This is a genomic window from Pseudoclavibacter terrae (assembly GCF_008831075.1).
Classification (GTDB): domain Bacteria; phylum Actinomycetota; class Actinomycetes; order Actinomycetales; family Microbacteriaceae; genus Pseudoclavibacter; species Pseudoclavibacter terrae.
This window is the reverse complement of the sequence record NZ_WBJX01000001.1, coordinates 1,244,487-1,262,233: the sequence shown is the minus strand read 5'-3', so window position 1 is coordinate 1,262,233 and position 17,747 is coordinate 1,244,487. Positions and strand designations below refer to the sequence as shown.

General features: G+C 68.3%; 14 protein-coding genes, 1 tRNA gene and 1 pseudogene. All 16 read right to left on the bottom strand.

Features of this window, described 5'->3' with window-relative positions; genetic code table 11:
- Nucleotides 1-15: 15 nt before the first annotated feature.
- The 16 genes and pseudogenes from hutI to dusB all read right to left on the bottom strand — a co-directional run bounded on the left by hutI (nt 16) and on the right by dusB (nt 17,719).
- Nucleotides 16-1,173, bottom strand: a complete 1,158-nt coding sequence (gene hutI, locus F8O03_RS05835) for an imidazolonepropionase (RefSeq protein WP_151422971.1) — start codon at nt 1,171-1,173, stop codon at nt 16-18.
- A complete protein-coding gene (locus F8O03_RS05830; protein ID WP_244295932.1) occupies nt 1,170-2,543 on the bottom strand; it encodes a formimidoylglutamate deiminase in 1,374 nt (457 codons plus the stop codon). Before F8O03_RS05830 ends, hutI begins: the two co-directional genes overlap by 4 nt.
- A complete protein-coding gene (gene hutU / locus F8O03_RS05825) occupies nt 2,540-4,198 on the bottom strand; it encodes a urocanate hydratase (protein ID WP_151422970.1) in 1,659 nt (552 codons plus the stop codon). Before hutU ends, F8O03_RS05830 begins: the two co-directional genes overlap by 4 nt.
- A complete protein-coding gene (locus F8O03_RS05820; RefSeq protein ID WP_151422969.1) occupies nt 4,195-4,866 on the bottom strand; it encodes an IclR family transcriptional regulator in 672 nt (223 codons plus the stop codon). The genes hutU and F8O03_RS05820 overlap by 4 nt, the downstream gene beginning before the upstream one ends.
- A gap of 148 nt (nt 4,867-5,014) precedes the next feature.
- Nucleotides 5,015-5,545 carry a HutD family protein gene (locus F8O03_RS05815; protein WP_151422968.1) on the bottom strand — a complete coding sequence of 177 codons (531 nt, stop codon included), beginning with the start codon at nt 5,543-5,545 and terminating at the stop codon, nt 5,015-5,017.
- Between the two features lie 39 nt (nt 5,546-5,584).
- Nucleotides 5,585-6,187, bottom strand: coding sequence for a hypothetical protein (locus tag F8O03_RS05810; RefSeq protein ID WP_151422967.1), 603 nt, complete (start codon nt 6,185-6,187; stop codon nt 5,585-5,587).
- The gene (locus tag F8O03_RS05805; RefSeq protein ID WP_208851793.1) at nt 6,184-7,389 is read right to left on the bottom strand and encodes a glutathionylspermidine synthase family protein; all 1,206 of its coding nucleotides are present in this window, start codon (nt 7,387-7,389) and stop codon (nt 6,184-6,186) included. The genes F8O03_RS05810 and F8O03_RS05805 overlap by 4 nt, the downstream gene beginning before the upstream one ends.
- Before the next feature lie 177 nt (nt 7,390-7,566).
- Nucleotides 7,567-8,685 carry a M23 family metallopeptidase gene (locus F8O03_RS05800; protein ID WP_151422966.1) on the bottom strand — a complete coding sequence of 373 codons (1,119 nt, stop codon included), beginning with the start codon at nt 8,683-8,685 and terminating at the stop codon, nt 7,567-7,569.
- A gap of 147 nt (nt 8,686-8,832) precedes the next feature.
- Nucleotides 8,833-10,089 (bottom strand): FAD-binding protein, encoded by a 1,257-nt coding sequence (locus F8O03_RS05795; RefSeq protein ID WP_167516488.1) that lies wholly within the window; start codon nt 10,087-10,089, stop codon nt 8,833-8,835.
- 37 nt (nt 10,090-10,126) lie between these two features.
- Nucleotides 10,127-10,810 (bottom strand): annotated as a pseudogene (locus F8O03_RS05790) (MFS transporter); the annotation flags it as partial.
- Nucleotides 10,811-11,017: 207 nt separating this feature from the next.
- Nucleotides 11,018-11,090: transfer RNA gene (locus F8O03_RS05785), tRNA-Asn, on the bottom strand.
- A 98-nt stretch (nt 11,091-11,188) separates the two neighbouring features.
- Nucleotides 11,189-12,196: an NAD(P)-dependent oxidoreductase gene (locus tag F8O03_RS05780; protein WP_151422963.1), complete on the bottom strand. Its 1,008-nt coding sequence runs from the start codon at nt 12,194-12,196 to the stop codon at nt 11,189-11,191.
- A gap of 6 nt (nt 12,197-12,202) precedes the next feature.
- Nucleotides 12,203-13,207: an ATP-binding cassette domain-containing protein gene (locus F8O03_RS05775; protein WP_151422962.1), complete on the bottom strand. Its 1,005-nt coding sequence runs from the start codon at nt 13,205-13,207 to the stop codon at nt 12,203-12,205.
- An 83-nt stretch (nt 13,208-13,290) separates the two neighbouring features.
- Nucleotides 13,291-15,273 carry a DNA primase gene (dnaG, locus tag F8O03_RS05770; RefSeq protein ID WP_151422961.1) on the bottom strand — a complete coding sequence of 661 codons (1,983 nt, stop codon included), beginning with the start codon at nt 15,271-15,273 and terminating at the stop codon, nt 13,291-13,293.
- Complete coding sequence (locus F8O03_RS05765; protein WP_244295930.1) at nt 15,264-16,562, bottom strand: deoxyguanosinetriphosphate triphosphohydrolase; 1,299 nt, start codon at nt 16,560-16,562, stop codon at nt 15,264-15,266. Before F8O03_RS05765 ends, dnaG begins: the two co-directional genes overlap by 10 nt.
- Before the next feature lie 2 nt (nt 16,563-16,564).
- The gene (dusB, locus tag F8O03_RS05760; protein ID WP_151422960.1) at nt 16,565-17,719 is read right to left on the bottom strand and encodes a tRNA dihydrouridine synthase DusB; all 1,155 of its coding nucleotides are present in this window, start codon (nt 17,717-17,719) and stop codon (nt 16,565-16,567) included.
- Between the last annotated feature and the right edge of the window lie 28 nt (nt 17,720-17,747).

The following is a 17,747-nucleotide window of genomic DNA, read 5'->3' as shown; positions in this document are numbered from 1 at the left end:
CGAGGCGCCGCGCTCTCACACGATGCGCCGCCCGGCCTGCCAGACGGAGTGGGTGAGCTGCATGCCCGGGCGGTAGGCGAGGTGCGTGACCGAGGGCGCATCCAGCACCTGCAGATCTGCGCGCGAGCCGGGCGCCAGGGCGCCGATGGGCAGTTCACCCTCGTGCCTGCGCAGCGCGATCGCCCCGCCCATCGTGGCGGACCAGACCGCCTCCTCCACGGTCATCCGCATCTGCAGCACGGCTGTCGCGACGCAGAACGCCATCGACGTCGTGTACGAGGTTCCCGGGTTGCAGTTGCTCGCCAGGGCTACCGTCGAGCCCGCGTCGAGCAAAGCCCTTGCTGGTGGGAACGGCTGCCGTGTCGAGAGATCGCAGGCCGGCAGCAGCGTGGCGACGGTGGCCGATGCCGCGAGCAGGTCGATGTCTTCATCGTCGAGGAAGTTGCAGTGGTCGACGCTCGCGGCCCCCAGCTCCACGGCGAGCTTCGCTCCGGGGCCCGGGCCGAGCTGGTTGCCGTGGACACGCAGGCCCAGTCCAGCCTCTCGGCCCGCCTGCAGCACGACCCGCGATTGCTCCACATCGAACGCCCCGCGCTCGCAGAACACGTCCATCCAGTTCACATGCGGCCGGACGGCGTCGAGCATGTGGCCCGTGACGAGCCCCACGTAGTCGTCCGCATGCCACCCATCCGGGACGACGTGGGCGCCGAGGTAGGTGACGTCGTCGGAGATCTCGGCCGCAAGGCGGGCGGAGCGCTCCTCGGTCTCGACGTCGAGCCCGTACCCGGTCTTCGTCTCGAGCCAGGTCGTGCCTCCGAGGTTGGCTGCGCGGACGCGCTCGGCCATCAGCCCCCGCAGCTCCTCGGTGCTGGCCGCACGAGTCCGCTCGACTGAGACCTTGATGCCGCCGGCCGCGTACGGCTCCCCCGCCATCCGTGCCGCGAACTCGGTTGAGCGGTCGCCGGCGAACGCGAGGTGCGTGTGCGAATCGACCCAGCCCGGAAGCACGGCACGGCCGCCGACGTCGACGCCGCGGTCTGCCGCGGGCGCCAGGACGGTCGGACCGATCCACGCGACCCGGTCACCGTCGATGACGAGGGCGGCATCGCCCAGCACGCCATCGTCTCCGTTGGTCGTGAGTTCGCCGATGTTCGTGAACGCGGTCGAGGTCATGAGGCTCCTTCGGATCGTGACGCCGGATCGGCGGCGAAGCGCGCGAGCTCGACGGCTGCGTGTGCAAGCCGCGGCCCGTCCCTTCCGCGGTCGTAGACGACGCGTCCGGCCACGATCGTCCGGATCACGTCGCTCCCGGTCCCGGTGAGCAGCAGCTGAGGGGGCGTCGAGCCTGCAGTGCGGATCGAGGCCGCGTCGACCTCGACGAAGTCGAATGGACCGCCGAGCGCACCGGGCGAGGGCAAGCCGAGGGATGCGTACCCGTGTCGCGTGCCGAACTCCAGGAGTTCCTGCGGTGAGAACCTGCCTCTGGTCTGTGAGCGGAGCCGCTCCCCCGCTTCGAGGCCGCGCAGCTCGAGCAGCGGGTCGACCACCGCGTTCTGGTCGGACCCGACGGCCAGACGTGCGCCGGCCGCGACGAGTTCGGTGGCCGGGCCGATGCCGTCGCCGAGGTCCGCTTCGGTCGTCGGGCAGAACACGGCGTGCACACCTGCCTCCCCGAGCACCGTGATGTCGCCGTCGGTCAGATGCGTCGCGTGCACGACGCTCAGGCGGCTGGAGAGGGCGCCGGCATCCGCAAGCACCTTCGTCGGCGTCCGACCGTAGGCTGCCAGGCTCTGCTCGTTCTCCGCGGGCTGCTCGGAGAGGTGGATGTGGAGCGGCACATCGGTCGGCAGTCCGCGGACGATGCTGGCGATCGCGTCGGCCGAGACAGCCCGAACCGAGTGGATCGCGGCTCCCAGGAGAACCTCGGGGTGTGTGGCTGCGAGGCGGTTTCGCAGACGGAACCACCGCTCGAGCCAGCGCTCTGCATCCGCGTCTCCGAACCTCCGCTGCTCGGGCGAGAGGTCCGATCCGATGGCCCCCGTGAGGTAGCAGGTGTCGAGCAGCGTCAGGCGGATGCCCGACGCGCGTGCGCCGTTGGCGAGCGCAACCTCCATGTCGTGGTCAGGGTACGGCCCGCCGTCCGCGCGGTGGTGCACGTAGTGGAACTCCCCGACGGCTCCCCATCCGCTGGCGACCATCTCAGTGAAGGCGGCGGCGGCGATGCGCTCGAAGGCGTCTGGTGTGAGCGCACCCGCGACGGCGTACATCTTGTCTCGCCACGACCAGAAGGTGCCGCCGTCTGCGTGCGTGCGTCCCCGCAGCAGGCGGTGGAACGCGTGCGAGTGCGCGTTGCCGAAGGCGGGGAAGACGGTGGCGAGCACGAGGTCACCGTCCTGCGCGGGCACGCCCACCTGCTCGTCGACCAGCACGCCCGCTTCGTTCCTGAGCCGCACGGACCGCACTGTGTCCGCACCGCGCACGAGTGCGTCGGCCCAGATCCAGCCTCCCTCGTGCAGTTGGAGCGTGGTGCGACGATCGGTCACTCGCCCTCCCACATCGGGACGCGCAGTCCGCGCTCCCGTGCGATGTCGGCGGCGTGCTCGTAGCCGGCATCCACGTGGCGCATGACTCCCGTGCCTGGATCGTTGGTGAGCACCCGCTCGATCTTCTGGGCCGCGAGCTCGGTTCCGTCGGCCACGATGACCTGACCGGAGTGGATGGACCTCCCGATTCCGACGCCGCCTCCGTGGTGCAACGAGACCCACGTGGCACCGGATGCGGTGTTGAGGAGCGCGTTGAGCAGCGGCCAGTCGGCGATCGCGTCAGAGCCGTCCTTCATCGACTCGGTCTCCCGGTACGGCGAGGCGACGGAGCCAGAGTCAAGGTGGTCTCGGCCGATCACGACGGGCGCGGAGAGCTCGCCAGACGCGACCATCTCGTTGAATCTGAGCCCCGCAAGGTGCCGTTCCTTGTAGCCGAGCCAGCAGATGCGCGCGGGAAGGCCCTCGAAGTGCACCTTCTCTCCCGCGGCCGTCACCCAGCGGTGCAGACGCTCGTCGTCGGGGAACAGCTCGAGGATGGCGCGGTCCGTGGCGGCGATATCGGCGGGGTCACCCGAGAGCGCGGCCCACCGGAACGGGCCACGTCCCTCCTCGAACTGGGGGCGGATGTGCGCTGGCACGAATCCGGGGAAGTCGAAGGCCCGCTCGTACCCGCCGAGTCTCGCCTCAGCGCGAATCGAGTTGCCGTAGTCGAAGACCTCGGCCCCCGCGTCCTGGAACTCGACCATCGCCTTGACCTGCTTCGCCATCGATGCACGGGCCCGCTCGGTGAAGCCGACCGGGTCGCGCTCGGCCTCCGCCGTCCATTCGTCGACGCTCACTCCCTCTGGGAGGTACGCAAGCGGGTCGTGCGCGCTGGTCTGGTCGGTGACCATGTCGATCGCGACGCCGCGCTCGAGGAGCAGCGGGAAGATCGTCGCCGCGTTCCCGACGACGCCCACGGAGCGAGGCTCGCGTGCTTCCTTCGCGGCGAGCACTCGCGTGATGGCGTCGTCGAGGTCGTGCGTCATCTCATCGAGATAGCCGTGCTTGACGCGCCGCTCGAGGCGGCTCGCGTCGACGTCGACGATGAGGACGACGCCCTCGTTCATCGTGACGGCGAGCGGCTGCGCGCCGCCCATGCCTCCCGCGCCGCCCGTGAGCGTGAGCGTCCCCGCGAGTGTGCCGCCGAAGCGCTTCTCGGCGGCCGCCGCGAACGTCTCGTAGGTGCCCTGAAGGATCCCCTGTGTGCCGATGTAGATCCAGGATCCTGCCGTCATCTGGCCGTACATGGTGAGGCCGGCCGCTTCGAGGCGCCGGAACTCGGGCCAGTTGGCCCAGTCGCCGACGAGGTTCGAGTTGGCGATCAGCACGCGAGGCGCCCACTCGTGCGTGCGGAAGACGCCGACCGGTTTTCCAGACTGGACGAGGAGCGTCTCGTCGTCTTCGAGTGTCGTCAGGGTGCGAACGATGGCGTCGTAGGCTTCCCAGTTGCGTGCGGCCTTGCCCGTGCCGCCGTAGACGACGAGGCTCTCCGGGTGCTCGGCCACCTCTGGGTCGAGGTTGTTCATGAGCATGCGAAGCGGCGCCTCGGTCTGCCAGCTCTTCGCGGTCAGCTTCGTGCCCCGTGCTGCCCTGATGTTCTTGTGCGTGTTCACGTCCGGATCCCTTCCTGCGGTGGTGTGCCGAGGCTTCCCTCGATGCTTGCCGCGGCATCGGTGAGCAGCTCCCCGTAGCGCGCCGCCTTCGTCTCCGTGACGCGGTAGCTCGGTACGAGCAAGCTCAGCGACCCGAGGACGCGCTGCTGAAACTCGATCGGCGCCGCGATGGCGGTGACGTCCTGCTCGATGCCGCGCTCGACGGTCACGTATCCGATCGACGGTGTATCTCCGCGGAGCACACGCCCCGACGCGGATCCGTCGAGCGGGATGGTGCGCCCGACCCAGTTCGTGTGTCGCACGGAGTGAGTGCCTTCGTGGATGGCGATGTAGAGCGCCTGATCCGCATGGCCCTCGACGCACAGGTAGACCGACTCGCCCGTCCGCTCCGCGATGTGCCGCATCGCGGGCGCGGAGAGCTGCGCGAGGTTGTCGTTCGAGAGAGCGCGCGCTCCGAGCTGGACCATGCGACTCCCCGCACGGAAGTCCCCCTGGTCGTCGCGGCGCACGAATCCGGCCGATTCCAGCGTTCGAAGGAGTCGAAGGGAGGTGCTCGGCGAGAGGTCGGCGAGGCGAGCGCTCTCCGCCAGGCTCAGGCCATCCCGTTCGCAGACAGACGCGAGGAGCGTGAGTGCTCGTTCGACGGTGCGCGTCGATGATTCGGCCAACGTGACTCCCTCGTGGCAGGTGAGCGCGGTGGCCAGCGGTACTGATGTCCGTCGGCCGTGTTGCACTCAGTAAAACGGAGATGTCACTGCATGGCAAGAGCGGGATTGGATTCGGGTGCCGCGGGTCGACGTTCTGCCCCGACCGTGCTCAGTCGCGCAGGAGAACGACCCCGAACAGGCCGCGGCCAGCGAGGTCGCACACGTGATCTGGCAACTCCGACAAGAGGACCGCGTCGAGCGGGCCGAGCGCCTCGTCTCCCGTTTCGAGCGACCCTGCCAGCACGACGACGGCCTCGGCGGGTCGGGGAATCTGCGCCGCAGTCGGTGCGACGACGAGCCGCAGCTCCGGCGCACCGTCGGCGTACATGAGGTTGAGCACCCGCGACGACTCGGCGGCGGACGCTCCGGTCACGCGCTGCTCGCCCGTGAACCGCACCTGCTCTCCGCTGTCCAACCGAACCTCGACACCGTCGATCTCGAGGCGCACCGCCTCGATGGCGAGCTGCACCCGCTGCGTGCTCGGGATGACCGAGAACTCAGCCGGGCCCTCGATCGTCGCGATGCTCAGTGCCCAGTCGCCGCCATCCGTCATGGCCCGCAGCGTCCGCGTCACGCCTTGTCCGTTGCGCCAGGGCAACGGCTCGAGGTCGTCGTAACGGAGCACACGCGCGGAGGTCATGCATCCATTCTGCTGCGCCCGGCAGGGTCGGGCCGCGGGTCACCCCCCGGTCGAGCTGCCTCCCCCGGCTTTGCCCTTGACCGTCGAACCGAATCCCGACTTTCCGGTCGAGCCGAATCCGTTCTTCAACGGTGCCCGCGAGCCGACGGTCGCACCCGCCGGAGCCCGCTGCGCGACGTCCGAGTGCGCGGCAGAGCCGGGAGCCGCGAAACCACCGGACGTGACCGGCGCCCACGAGCTCACGCGCGTGCTGTTCCACCGAGATGAGGCGAACAGCACCGGGCCGAGCCAGAGCGCAGAACTGTAGTGCGTCCCATAGCTGCTGGACGACTCGCACAGCGATTCAGCGTCGCCCTCCACCTGCTCACCCTCTTGCTCGAGAAGCTGGATCTGCTCGTTCACGTCCGCGACGCAGTCCTCCTTCGACGCATACGTCGGCCGCTCAGCACCTTCCGGGAGCACGTAGTTCTCCCCGTCGGCGCCCTCCACGACGATGCCCTCGTCGGGGACCGTGCTGCAGCCCGCGAGGAACATCATGGCGGTCGCGACCCCCATCGCGCCCACCGTCTTGGTGGTCGACGGGCGAGAGATACCTGAGAGCGTCACCCCTGAGCTTCGACGGAGCTTCGGTTCGTAGGTCATGGCCGCTCCTCGCGATCGGTGATGTAGTGCGGAACGAATTCGGCGAGGTCGCCCGTGATCGGGCCGCTCGTCTCGCGCACGTCGATGCCCGCAGGCGTCTCGCCCACGACCCAGGAGCCGACGATGACGGTCCTCCCGTCGATGTTCGCCAGCCGAGCCCGCTCCTGGTAGACGAAGCCCTCTGCCCCGTAGTCGCCGCCATTCTCTGCCGTCTTGCGGCCCACGAGGTCGTACATCGTCACGTTGGCGCCTTCGCGCCCCAGCTTCGGCTTCTCGACGTAGGCCTTCCCGCGGAGCCGCTCTGGTGTCGCGTACGCGGCAAGCAGCAGCGGATGCTCGGGGAAGAGCTCCCAGAGCACGACCAGCAGCTGCTTGTTGGAGAGCAGCATCTTCCAGATCGGCTCGACCCAGGCCGTCGTCGCGCGTGTCGTCGGGAAGTACGTCGCGAACTCCTCCCGCACCATCCACTCCCACGGGTACAGCTTGAAGATGCGGTCGATCCGCTCTCCGTCCCCGTCGACGAAGCCATGCGTGACCTCATCGAACTGCACGTCCTCCATGAAGATCTGCTTCACCTCGAAGCCGGCGAGGCGCGCCGTTTCCGCCATGTACCCCACCGTGTCGGCATCCTCCACGATGAGCTGCCCGTCACCGTCATCGTGCAGCGAGGCCAGGTGCAGTCGCGCGCCCTGCGGCAGGAACCAGCGTTGCACGCGGATGTGCACCCACTGCTCCACGAGCAGCTCGTGGAGCAGGTTGAACTGGTCCGCGCGCTCGCCTCGAGTCTCGACAAGCCACTGCCACTGCGCCGCCGCAGACTCCACAAGCGATGTGGGTGTATCCGCGTTGAACTCGAGCAGCTTGATCGTGCCCGCTCCGTCGTAGGCGAGATCGAAGCGTCCGTAGACCGTCGGGTCGTCCTCGTCCCAGGACTTCTCGACGAGATCCCAGAGCTCAACCGGGATGCCGAACTCCGCGAAGCGGCGGTCGCGCACGATGCGCTCGCAGGCCTCCATGCAGAGACGGAAGAGCTCGGCAGTGGCGCGCTCGAAGTCGTCGATTTCAGCGTTCGAGAAGCCGTAGGCAGCCTCTTCCTGCCAATACGGCCGGCCGCCCTCCGACTCCATGTCGTAGAAGGTGAAGCCGATGGAGTCGAACCGCGCTCGCCACTCGGCTCGCGGAGCACTGTACGTGCGGATCAAAGTCGGCCCATCCTCGCTGCTCTCGGCTCACGCCTGGGACCTCACGGGCGGATCCCTCGAGCTACATTAGGGCCGCGCATCGAGAATCTTCGGAGAACACCGCGCGAGGGCTGTCCGGTTGCTCGCGACCCCGCTCATCGCGAGGACGGTTGGGCGCTGCCTGGGCTGAGCGCTGGCTCAGGACTTCGGTGTGCTCGTGGTCTCGGAGGTGGTCTCGGTCTTCGTCTCCGTCGAGGAGCTCGGCGGTGTCGGGTTCGCGGACTGCGAGGGTGCGGGGCTCGGCGCCTCGGGCTCTCCGCTCGGCGTCGTCGAAGGCGGCGGAGGGGTCGGAGAGCTGCCCTGCGTCGGCGGTGCCGTCGGGGCGCTGGTGCCCTTCGGCGGCGTCGACGCCGGAGGGGTGGCCGCAGGCAGGGTCGTGTCAGGCACTACGTCCGCCGGTGGCACGCGAGTGTTCTCGTTCTGCTCCCAGTAGTCCTTCTCGTCCGGATCGCCGGTCGGCGGATTCCACGTCGGGACCTCGCCGAAGATGTCGACGGCGACGCCGTCCGCGTACTTGTTGAGGAACTTCTGAGGGTCGACGTGCGCGCCGTCGACGATGGTCTCCAGGTGCAGGTGGGGTCCGGTGGAGGCGCCGGTGTTGCCGAGGAGACCGACCAGCTGCCCCGTCTTGACCTGGTCGCCGACCTTCACCGCCGGGGACCCTGCCACGAAGTGCGCGTAGACGGACCGCACCTGCAGGCCGTCGATCCGGTGCTCGACGACGACGTGGGCGCCGAGACCGCCGCTGTCCGTCGGGACTGACTCGATGACGATCCCGTTCGCGATGCTGCCGACCCGTGTCCCCTGCGGGCCAGCGAGGTCGAGGCCCCGGTGGTTCGAGGAGCATCCGGAGCACGGGGAATTGCGCGGGCCGAACCCGTCGGAGATACTCACGACGCTCATGTCGACTGGCCACTGGACTCCGGGCGCTGCGGTGCCGTCAGTCGAACCTGCTGCCGCGTTCTGGACCACGGGCAGATCGCGCGTTCCGATGAGCTGCCCTGGCACGCTTCCGGAGACCGTGTAGGTGACCCCGTCCGTCTTCTCGGAGCTCACGACCGGAACGGTCGACTGTCCGTCATCCACGGCACCGGTCACGGCGGCGGCTCCGATGGAAGCGGCAGCGATCAACCCGAGCGTCGCGGCGACCACCGGCACGGCGAGGAGTCTGGCGCGACGGCGCTCGCGCGCACGACGGGCGCGGCGGCCAGGAACGTCGAGGGGAGGTTCTGACGGAGCGTTGGATGACTTCGGCAAGGGAGTCTCCTGCGATTGGTGCTTCGGGGCAACGTGTCCGAGTCTAAGGAGCCTTCTGGGAATACGGAAGGGGCGATTTCGGAATGCGGTGCGCAGAACGCTTTCACAACGATATCCGGAACTACGAAACCCTATCGACCGCACATCTCAGATATGGAGAACTCGTCTGCTGAAACGCGACCGGAACTTCCCGTGCGGATCCATGTCGAGAACGAGCTCCCGAAAAGACGGAAGCCGCGGATAGAGGTCTGCGATCTCATCCCGGTCGAGGAAACTCAGCTTGCCCCAGTGAGGGCGTGCCCGAAAGGGCAGAAGACGTCTCTCGAGCTCGGAGAGCAGATCTTCGACGGGTTCGGCGAGCTTCTTCCACGTGAACGCGATGCAGAGCACCGCCTCGCCCTGGCTCGGGCTGAGCCAGAGGTCGTCACCGGCCATGGTCCGCAGCTCGCACACGTGCAGCAGCGGCTGGAGGCGCGGCGCAGCTGCCCTGACGACCTCGAGGGCCGCGGCCGCGTGTCGCATGGGGACGAAGTGCTCGCTCTGCAGCTCCGACCCGACGCTGGGTGCCGCGTGGATCGGGAAGTGCGGAAGGCGATCCCACCACGGCCCCGCAGTTCCTTCGCGGGCTGTGTGCGAGGACCCGCCTGGATCACCCGTCAGCAGAGGAGCTCCGAAGAGATCCGCTGGCACTTCGAGATTCTCGTCGCCATTCGGTATGCGCGTCTTCACGAGGATCTCGCTCACGGCTCCGTCGAATGTGGTGAACGCGCTGACCGAGTATGCGGAGTCATGAATTTCAGGGAGCCATTCGAGGTAGGTATCCCAGGGCATCGCCCCGTACGCATCCTGGCGCATGCGGTAGCTCGGCTCGAGGTCGAGCGTCACACGGGTGACCACCCCAAGCAGACCGAGGTGCAGCACGGACCCGCGGAAGGCGAGCGAATGTCTCGTCAGCACCCGCAGCGAGCCATCCGGGCCGAGCAACTCGAGAGCCCTGACCGCGGTGCTCAGCGACCCAAGTGCCGTCCCCGAACCGTGGGTCCCGGTCGCGGTCGCCCCGCCGACCGAGATATGCGGCAACGACCCTTCGTTGTGCAGCGCGAAACCCGCGCGGTCGATGTCCGGAGCGACCTGACCGTACGAAGCTGCTGCACTCATCGACGCGCTTCCCTCCCGCTCGTCGATGACGAGATCCAGCGGAATGCGGCTGAGATCGATGAGCACGCCGGCGGCGTCAGCGACATCGCTGAAGGAGTGCCGCGTGCCGAGGGCATGCACCTGGTCCGCCTCCGCCACGGCGCTCGCCACCTCTGCGATCGACGCTGGTGCCACGATCTCGCGCGCCGTGTAGGTCAGCGACCCGGCCCAGTTCGTCCAACGCTGCTCAGCACTGAACGTCGTCATCGACTGCACAGCCTCGTAGCTTCCATGGTGGATGCTCTCACGGGGACCCGTGCGACCGCGGATCCCCATTCGCGAAATAATGCCGCTCGACCGGCACGCCGTCGCAGACAGCGAGGGCCGCAGCCCGGATCTCGCGGTCGCGACCCGTGAGGACAGGCAGCAGCGCCCAGAGGGCGCTGGCGGGAAGCGCGAACAGCGCCGATCGGAGGAGGATGCGCCGGACGAGGCCAGCGGATGCGACGTAGCGAACACCGGTTCTCAGGGCCGGGCCGAACGCCTCGCGATCTTCGAGCCCCTCCTGCTGCGGCCTCTTCCACCACCAGAGGGCGACGATGGCGGCGACGAAGCTCAGCGCGTTGATGCCGAACACGACCGGGGCCCCTGCGACGGAGAGCACCACGCCAGCCAGGGCGGGTCCGACCGCCCTGGCGCCGTTCACCGTGACACCGCCGAGCGCTGAGGATGTGGCGATCAGGGCGCTGGCGGCCGAGCCCCAGATGAGCAGCTTGCGGCGGTCGAGAGAATCCGCGAGCACGCCCGCAGGGAGCGAGAACAGCATCGCCGGTGCAAGGCTCGCGGTCTGCACGAGCGCGATGACCGTTGCACCTGCGGCAGCCTCGACGAGGTACCACTGCGCCCCGACCGTCTGCATCCAGGTGCCGATGTTGCTGCCGAGCTGCGCGAACCACAGCACGCGAAACGCCGTGATCGCCATGGACGCCCACGCGGACGCCGACGCCCACGCGGATACCGATGACCGACATCGAGCTCTTCAGATGACAGCGAAGTCCAGCGAAACGAGCAGATCTCACACGAGGCGCATTCCGACTCGGGGCACAGAGCAGCGCTGGCACAGCCGACGACACCGCAGGCACATGAAAAAAGCCACGATCCCTCCGTGAAGCGGAGGTCCGTGGCTTTTCGATTGCTCCCTGAGATGGACTCGAACCATCAACCTGCCGGTTAACAGCCGGCTGCTCTGCCAATTGAGCTATCAGGGATTGGCAACTCGAAGAGAATAGCAACACCTTCGACCGAAAGCGAAATCGAGCGGCTGGCGTGTCGCGGGAGTCTCTCCGGCCCTGTCTCGAGGCAGGACTCAGTAGCCTCGCACGGGGTCCGCGACGCCCACGAAACGACCCGTCGACACGAAGGCATCGACGTTCTGCCGCACGCGCTCCTGCAGCAGGGGCCGAACCATCTCGGGGGTGTCTGCCGAGTGCGGCGTGATGATGAGGCGCGGCGCGGTCCACAGCGGGTGCCCGTCCGGCAGCGGCTCCGGCGACGTCACGTCGATACCAGCCCCCGCGATCCAGGATTCCTCGAGAGCCACCTGCAGAGCCGCCAGGTCGACGAGCGGCCCACGCGCGATGTTGACGAGCACCGCAGACTCCTTCATGGCGCGCAGGCGCGCTTCGTTGATGAGCCCTCGCGTGCCGTCCGTGGCCGCTGCGGCGAGGATGACAGCATCGGCCTCCGGCAGGACCTCGTCGAAGCGATCCGCCGTGACCGTGCGCGTCGCACCATCGACCGGCAGGTCGCGTGCTCGGACGATCGTCGTCGTCACGCGGAACGGCTTCAGCAGGTCGAGCAGCTCGAGCGCGATGCCGCCAGCCCCGACGATCACCACGTGCTTGCCGTAGAGCGAGGTGCCCGTCTTCTTCTCCCACGTGCGCGCAGCGAGGCGCCGTGGGAACTCGCGCAGCAGCGCCAGCGTCAGCGCGAGCGCGTGCTCGGCAACGGGCTCCGCGTACGCGCCCTTCGCGGAGGTGAAGAGCACGCCACGCTCGGCGTGGGGCTTCAGCTTCGCAGCGAAGTTGTCGATGCCTGCGAAGGGAAGCTGCACCCAGGTCACCTGCGGGTTGGCCTCGAGAGCGTCGATGAGCCCCTGGACCTTGGATGCCGACAGGTACACGATTCCGCGCGTCTCGGGCCCGAGCTCGACAAGTCGGCCACCGCTCGAGACGACGGCGTCCGTGAACGGCTCCGCATGGCTGACAGGAAGCAGCGTGATGGCGCCGGGCTCCGGTCGCTCATCGCCGTCAAGCAGCGTCGATTCCTCCGCCAGTCTCGCTCGGTGCTGAACCTGCCCGCTGCCTGCGCTCATCCGCTGCTACTCCTTCTCTTCGGCGTCGTCGGTGTGGAAACGCGCGAACTCGGCGCGCTGGGAGACGAGCTGCTCGCGGGCGGAACGCTCAGCATCCGCGCCCAGCTGCTCGGGGTCTGGGTCGCCGAACAGGCCGTCCGCGACCAGATCCATGGCGGCGAGCGTCTCACGCTCGACGAGGCCAGGCAGCGGCGTGAGCGCGTACTCGCGCGCCTCCCGCATCCGCTTCAGATACGCATGATGCGGGTCCGTGAGGACCTCGTCGATCGTGCCGCGAGCCAGCACGAAACCGCGGTCGAGGACAAGCACGTTCTTCGTGAGCCGCTCAATCGCGCGCAGGTCATGGCTCAGGAGGATCATCGTGCAGTTGCGCGCGACGTTGATGCGCTCCAGCAGGCTGAAGAGCGCCGGCCTCGCGATGATGTCGACCCCCTGCGCCGGTTCGTCGACCACGAGCACGCTCGGTTCCACGATGAGGGCCTGGGCGAACGCCACGCGCTGCCGCTGACCCCGTGACAACTCGAACGGGAACTTCCCGAGCATGCCCAGCTCGAGGTCGACCGCGTCGATGAGCATCGCCGCCGCGCGCCCGAGACGCTTCCGATCAAACGTCCGGTCCCGCGACAGGATCGGCTCGGCGATGTTCTCGGCGACCGTCAGATCGTTCCGGAGCTGGTCGCCGGAGTCCTGGGCCAGGTAGCCGATGTCGAGATCAATGCGACGGCGGTCGAGCCGCGACGGGTGCCGCAGGTCCATGCCCACCACCTCGAGTGTGCCGCCCGTGATGAACGGCCACTCGCCCTTGCCGGGCCTGCGGCGGCCGGAGAGGATGCGACCCAACGCCGACTTGCCCGACCCGGCCGTGCCGACCACGCCGAGGATCTCGCCAGGCTCGAGCTCGAACGAGATGCCACTGACCGCCTCGTGCTTCCGATTCGACCCGTGCTCGATGTACGAGATCGACAGGTCGTCGGCGACGACGGCCCGCTGATGATCTGCACTGGTTGCCATTCCTGGTCTCCCCTTTTGTTCTCCGAGCCCACCGGAACGCTGGCGAAGCGCGTCCTCCGCCGATCCGGGCTCACCGTGCGAGCCTAGCCTTCGCGCAGCTCGCGCTTCTGATTCTCGATGGACACGAGCTGCTCGTTCAGGGAGCGGAACCGGTCCGGCTCAGTCCTGCCGTCCGTTCGCTGCAGCGCCCCGAGCAGCTCCGCCTTCCTGCGCAGCAGGTCACGCTCGACCAGCGAGGCGCTCAGCGAGCGGACGTAGAGGTCGATCTGCTCGTCCTTATTCCCCGCCGGGATCGAGGCCATCGCCAACTCGGTGACGAGGGTCGTGAACGCCTGCGGTACCTCCTCGCCGATGCGGGTGATCCATTCCATCGATCCGAGCGAGTCGCGAGTGGCAACGATTCCGTCGCGCACCGTCGAGAGCGACGCATTGGTGAAGCCAGCCGCCATGACCTGCTGGAACCGCTCGTCAGACAGCCGCCTCGGATGCTGCAGCACCGCCATGAGCGTGTCACGCTCCAGACGCGTCACAGGGTCGTTCGGCAGATCGCTCATCCGTACCGCGCGCACCGCACCGCCACCGAAGTCGCCGGCGTCCGGCGGGAAGTCGTACCCCTCGCCGTCAGGGAACGGCGGCTCCTCCTCGAAAGGACCGGGGGCTGGCCCACGCTGCGCCGGCACTCGGGGCCGCTGGTCGGCCGCTCGAACCGGCGCACGGGTCTCCGCCTGCCGCCGGGGCGCGCTCTTGCTTGTCCCCCGCGCCGCACGCACAGCCTGTTCGACCTGCACCAGATCGATACCGAGCATCTTCGCGAGTCGTCGTGAGTACCCAGGGCGCATCGCGGGGTCGCGGATCCCCGCCACAACCGGCGCAGCCTGGCGCAACGCCGCGACCCGACCCTCGACCGTGTCGAGGTCGTGGCCGAGCAGCTGCTGCGCGATGACGAACTCGTACATCGGCGTCGGATGATCGACGAGGTCCCGCACAGCGGCGTCACCACGCGCGAGACGCAGATCGCAGGGGTCGAGTCCGTCGCGCGCGACGGCGACGAACGTCTGGGCCACGAAGCGCTGCTCCTCCGCGAACGCGCGCATCGCTGCCTTCTTCCCGGCCTCATCCGGGTCGAACGTGAAGATCACCTGCCCACCGGCGGACTCGTCATCCATGATCCGGCGCAGCACCTTGATGTGGTCGACGCCGAAAGACGTCCCGCAGGTCGCGACCGCAGTCGGCACTCCAGCAAGATGCGCGGCCATGACATCCGTGTAGCCCTCGACGACGACGACCTTGTGCTGCTTCGCGATCTCGCGCTTCGCGACATCGAGTCCGTACAGCACCTGCGCCTTGTGGTAGATCGGCGACTCCGGCGTATTCAGGTACTTCGGCCCCTTGTCATCGTCGTAGAGCTTGCGCGCACCGAACCCGACGGTCTGTCCCGACGTATCGCGGATGGGCCACATCACGCGCCCGCGGAAGCGGTCGTAGCTGGACCCGCGCTCGTTGGTGGAGAGCAGACCGGACTCCTTGAGCTCCGGCAGCGTGAAACCGAGCCCCGTCAGATGCTTCGACAGCGAATCCCACCCCTGCGGTGCGTAGCCGACCCCGAACATCGCGGCCGCGCTCGGGTCGAACCCGCGTCCGCCCAGGAACTCGCGCGCCGCATCCGCGCCGGGCGCCTGCAGCTGCTCGCGGTAGTAGGCCTCGGCGGCCGTGTGGGCCTGCAGGAGACGGAGCCGCTTCGAGTGGTCTGGGGCGTGCCCGCCGTCCTCGTACGTGAGCGCATAGCCCAGCCGGCCCGCCAGCCGCTCGACCGCCTCAGAGAACGTGACGTGGTCGATCTTCTGGAGGAACGTGAAGACGTCCCCCGACTCGCCACAGCCGAAGCAGTGGTAGTAGCCCAGCTGCGGGCGCACATGGAAGCTCGGCGTGCGTTCGTCGTGGAACGGGCAGAGCCCCTTCTTGGAACCGATACCCGCGTTCTTGAGCGTGACGTGGTCACCCACGATCTCGGAGATGTCCGTGCGAGAGCGAACTTCCTCGATATCGCTCTTGCGGATCAGTGCCATGAAGCCACCCTAGACGGCACCTCCGACGCCGCAGCGAGCCGGTCGTGCCAGACGAGGGCGCCCTTGTCGGTGAGGTTGGCGACCTGGTCGACGACGACCCGCTTGCGCGCCGTGTCGTCGTCCGCGGCCCGGAAATCAGCGGCGAAGGCCGCATCGAGATGCTGGTCCCCCGTCTGCCAGAACATCTCGGCGAGCTCGACCAGGATCTTCCGCTGATGCTCGTAGATGGGGCGACGCGCATCCAACGACATGACGAAGCCCGCGACGATGCCCTTCAGCAGCGCGATCTCAGCGCGGATCTCGCGCGGCACGACCAGCGAGGCGCGGTACCGGATGAGCGACTCCCCCGGCTGCGCCGCCCACGTCGCCGACGTCGCGGCCTTCGCGAACCGACCGATGAGCTGCGATGTCAGGTTCTTGAGTCCGGCCTGGGCCTCCCTCGAGGCGTCGTACTCGCGCATCCAGTACGGCTGCAGCTGCAGTCGCGCGAACGCCTCATCGAGCTCCTCTTCCGTGAACTTCGATCCGGACCAGTCGGAAGCGGCGAAGAGGATCGCCGGCCTGTTCTCGGGGTCATCGAGCTCCGGGAGCGACACGAACGACTCGACGATCGCATCCTCGAGATCGTGGACCGAGTACGCGATGTCGTCGCTCAGATCCATGACCTGCGCCTCGATGCTCGTCTGCGACTCCGGCGCGCCTTGCCGCACCCAGTCGAAGACCGCACGGTCATCCGCGTACACGCCGAACTTGCCCGTGCCGCGTTCGGCACCGACCTCGCGCGTCCACGGGTACTTGCAGCTCGCGTCGAGGCTCGCCCGCGTCAGGTTCAACCCGTAGTGCCGCCCGTCTGGGCCGAACACCTTGGGCTCGAGCCGCGCGACGATGCGCAGCGTCTGCGCGTTGCCCTCGAAGCCCCCGATATCCCGCGCCCACTCGTTGAGCGCCTTCTCCCCGTTGTGTCCGAAGGGCGGATGCCCGAGGTCGTGCGCGAGGCAGGCCGTGTCGACGATGTCCGGATCGAGCTCGAGCGTGCCGGCGATCTCCCGCCCCACCTGCGCGACCTCGAGCGAGTGGGTCAGTCGGTTCCGGGCGGCATCGATGCCAGCGGTCGGCGACAGCACCTGGGTCTTCGCGGCGAGCCGCCGCAGCGCGCTCGAGTGGACGAGGCGCGCCCGGTCGCGGGCGAACGTCGACCGCCGACGGTTCTCGTGATGCTCGGGCAGGAACCGCTCCCGATCATGGTCACCGTACGGGCTGCGGTCGATCGGCTCTGGAGGAAGCGACACCCTCAGCCTCCCGAGTGGGAGAGCTCGGCGGCGGAGATGTTCGCCTTCTGGTCGTCGTTCAGCTCGCGCGACTCGAGCCAGCGGTCGGGCAAGGACGGACGCTTCGGTGTTCCCGCTCGACCCCGCGGGCCTTCCGCGTCCCGACCCGGGTACGGCTGATCGCGGTCCAGTTGGGCGAGAAGCCCGTCGAGCTCCTCGAGCGTCGACATGAGGGCCAGCCCGGACCGGATGTCGGAACCCACCGGGTAGCCCTTCAGGTACCACGCCATGTGCTTGCGCATCTCCCGGCACGCCCTGGCTTCCTCCTGATGGAACTCCGCGAGCAGCTCGGTGTGCCGACGGATGGCGTCCCCCACACCCCCGAGGGTCGGCTGGATGCGGGTCGTCTCACCCCGGAAGGCAGCCGCCAGGTCGCCGAACAGCCACGGCCTGCCGAGGCAGCCGCGGCCGACCACGACCCCGTCGCATCCGGTCTGCTCCATCATGCGCAACGCATCCTCGCCCGCCCAGATGTCGCCGTTGCCGAGGACCGGGATGCTCGTGACGGTCTCCTTGAGCTTCCCGATGGCGTCCCAGTCGGCCTGACCAGAGTAGAACTGCGAGGCGGTGCGCCCGTGGAGCGCGACGGCGGCGACGCCGGCGCCCTCGGCGATGCGACCGGCCTCGAGGTACGTCAGATGCTCATCGTCGATGCCCTTGCGCATCTTGATGGTCAGGGGGATATCGCCCGCCGCCTCGGCGGCACCCTCCACGATGGCGCGGAACAGTGACGTCTTCCAGGGAAGCGCAGCCCCGCCGCCTCGCTTGGTGACCTTCGGCACCGGGCAGCCGAAGTTGAGGTCGATGTGGTCGGCGCGGTCCTCCGCGACGAGCATCGTGACGGCCTCGCGCACCGTCTTGGGATCGACGCCGTAGAGCTGGATGCTCCTCGTGTCCTCTGACTCGTGATGCTCGATGAGCCGCATGGTCACGGGCGTGCGCTCGACGAGCGCACGGGACGTGATCATCTCGGAGACATAGAGGCCGGCGCCGTACTCACGGCACAGGCGTCGGAAGGCGGAGTTGGTGATGCCAGCCATGGGCGCCAGGACCACCGGTACGTCGAGAACCAGGGGTCCGATGCGCAGCGGCTTCGAGTCGAGTGCAGTCAAGGTCATAACCGATCAATTCTCGCAGGTCGCGTCG

Excerpts from the sequence above, each read along its gene's own strand:
- hutI (WP_151422971.1), bottom strand. The coding sequence starts at position 1,173 with ATGACCTCGACCGCGTTCACGAACATCGGCGAACTCACGACCAACGGA.
- F8O03_RS05815 (WP_151422968.1), bottom strand. The coding sequence starts at position 5,545 with ATGACCTCCGCGCGTGTGCTCCGTTACGACGACCTCGAGCCGTTGCCC.
- F8O03_RS05810 (WP_151422967.1), bottom strand. The coding sequence starts at position 6,187 with ATGACCTACGAACCGAAGCTCCGTCGAAGCTCAGGGGTGACGCTCTCA.
- F8O03_RS05795 (WP_167516488.1), bottom strand. The coding sequence starts at position 10,089 with ATGACGACGTTCAGTGCTGAGCAGCGTTGGACGAACTGGGCCGGGTCG.
- F8O03_RS05780 (WP_151422963.1), bottom strand. The coding sequence starts at position 12,196 with ATGAGCGCAGGCAGCGGGCAGGTTCAGCACCGAGCGAGACTGGCGGAG.
- F8O03_RS05775 (WP_151422962.1), bottom strand. The coding sequence starts at position 13,207 with ATGGCAACCAGTGCAGATCATCAGCGGGCCGTCGTCGCCGACGACCTG.
- dnaG (WP_151422961.1), bottom strand. The coding sequence starts at position 15,273 with ATGGCACTGATCCGCAAGAGCGATATCGAGGAAGTTCGCTCTCGCACG.
- dusB (WP_151422960.1), bottom strand. The coding sequence starts at position 17,719 with ATGACCTTGACTGCACTCGACTCGAAGCCGCTGCGCATCGGACCCCTG.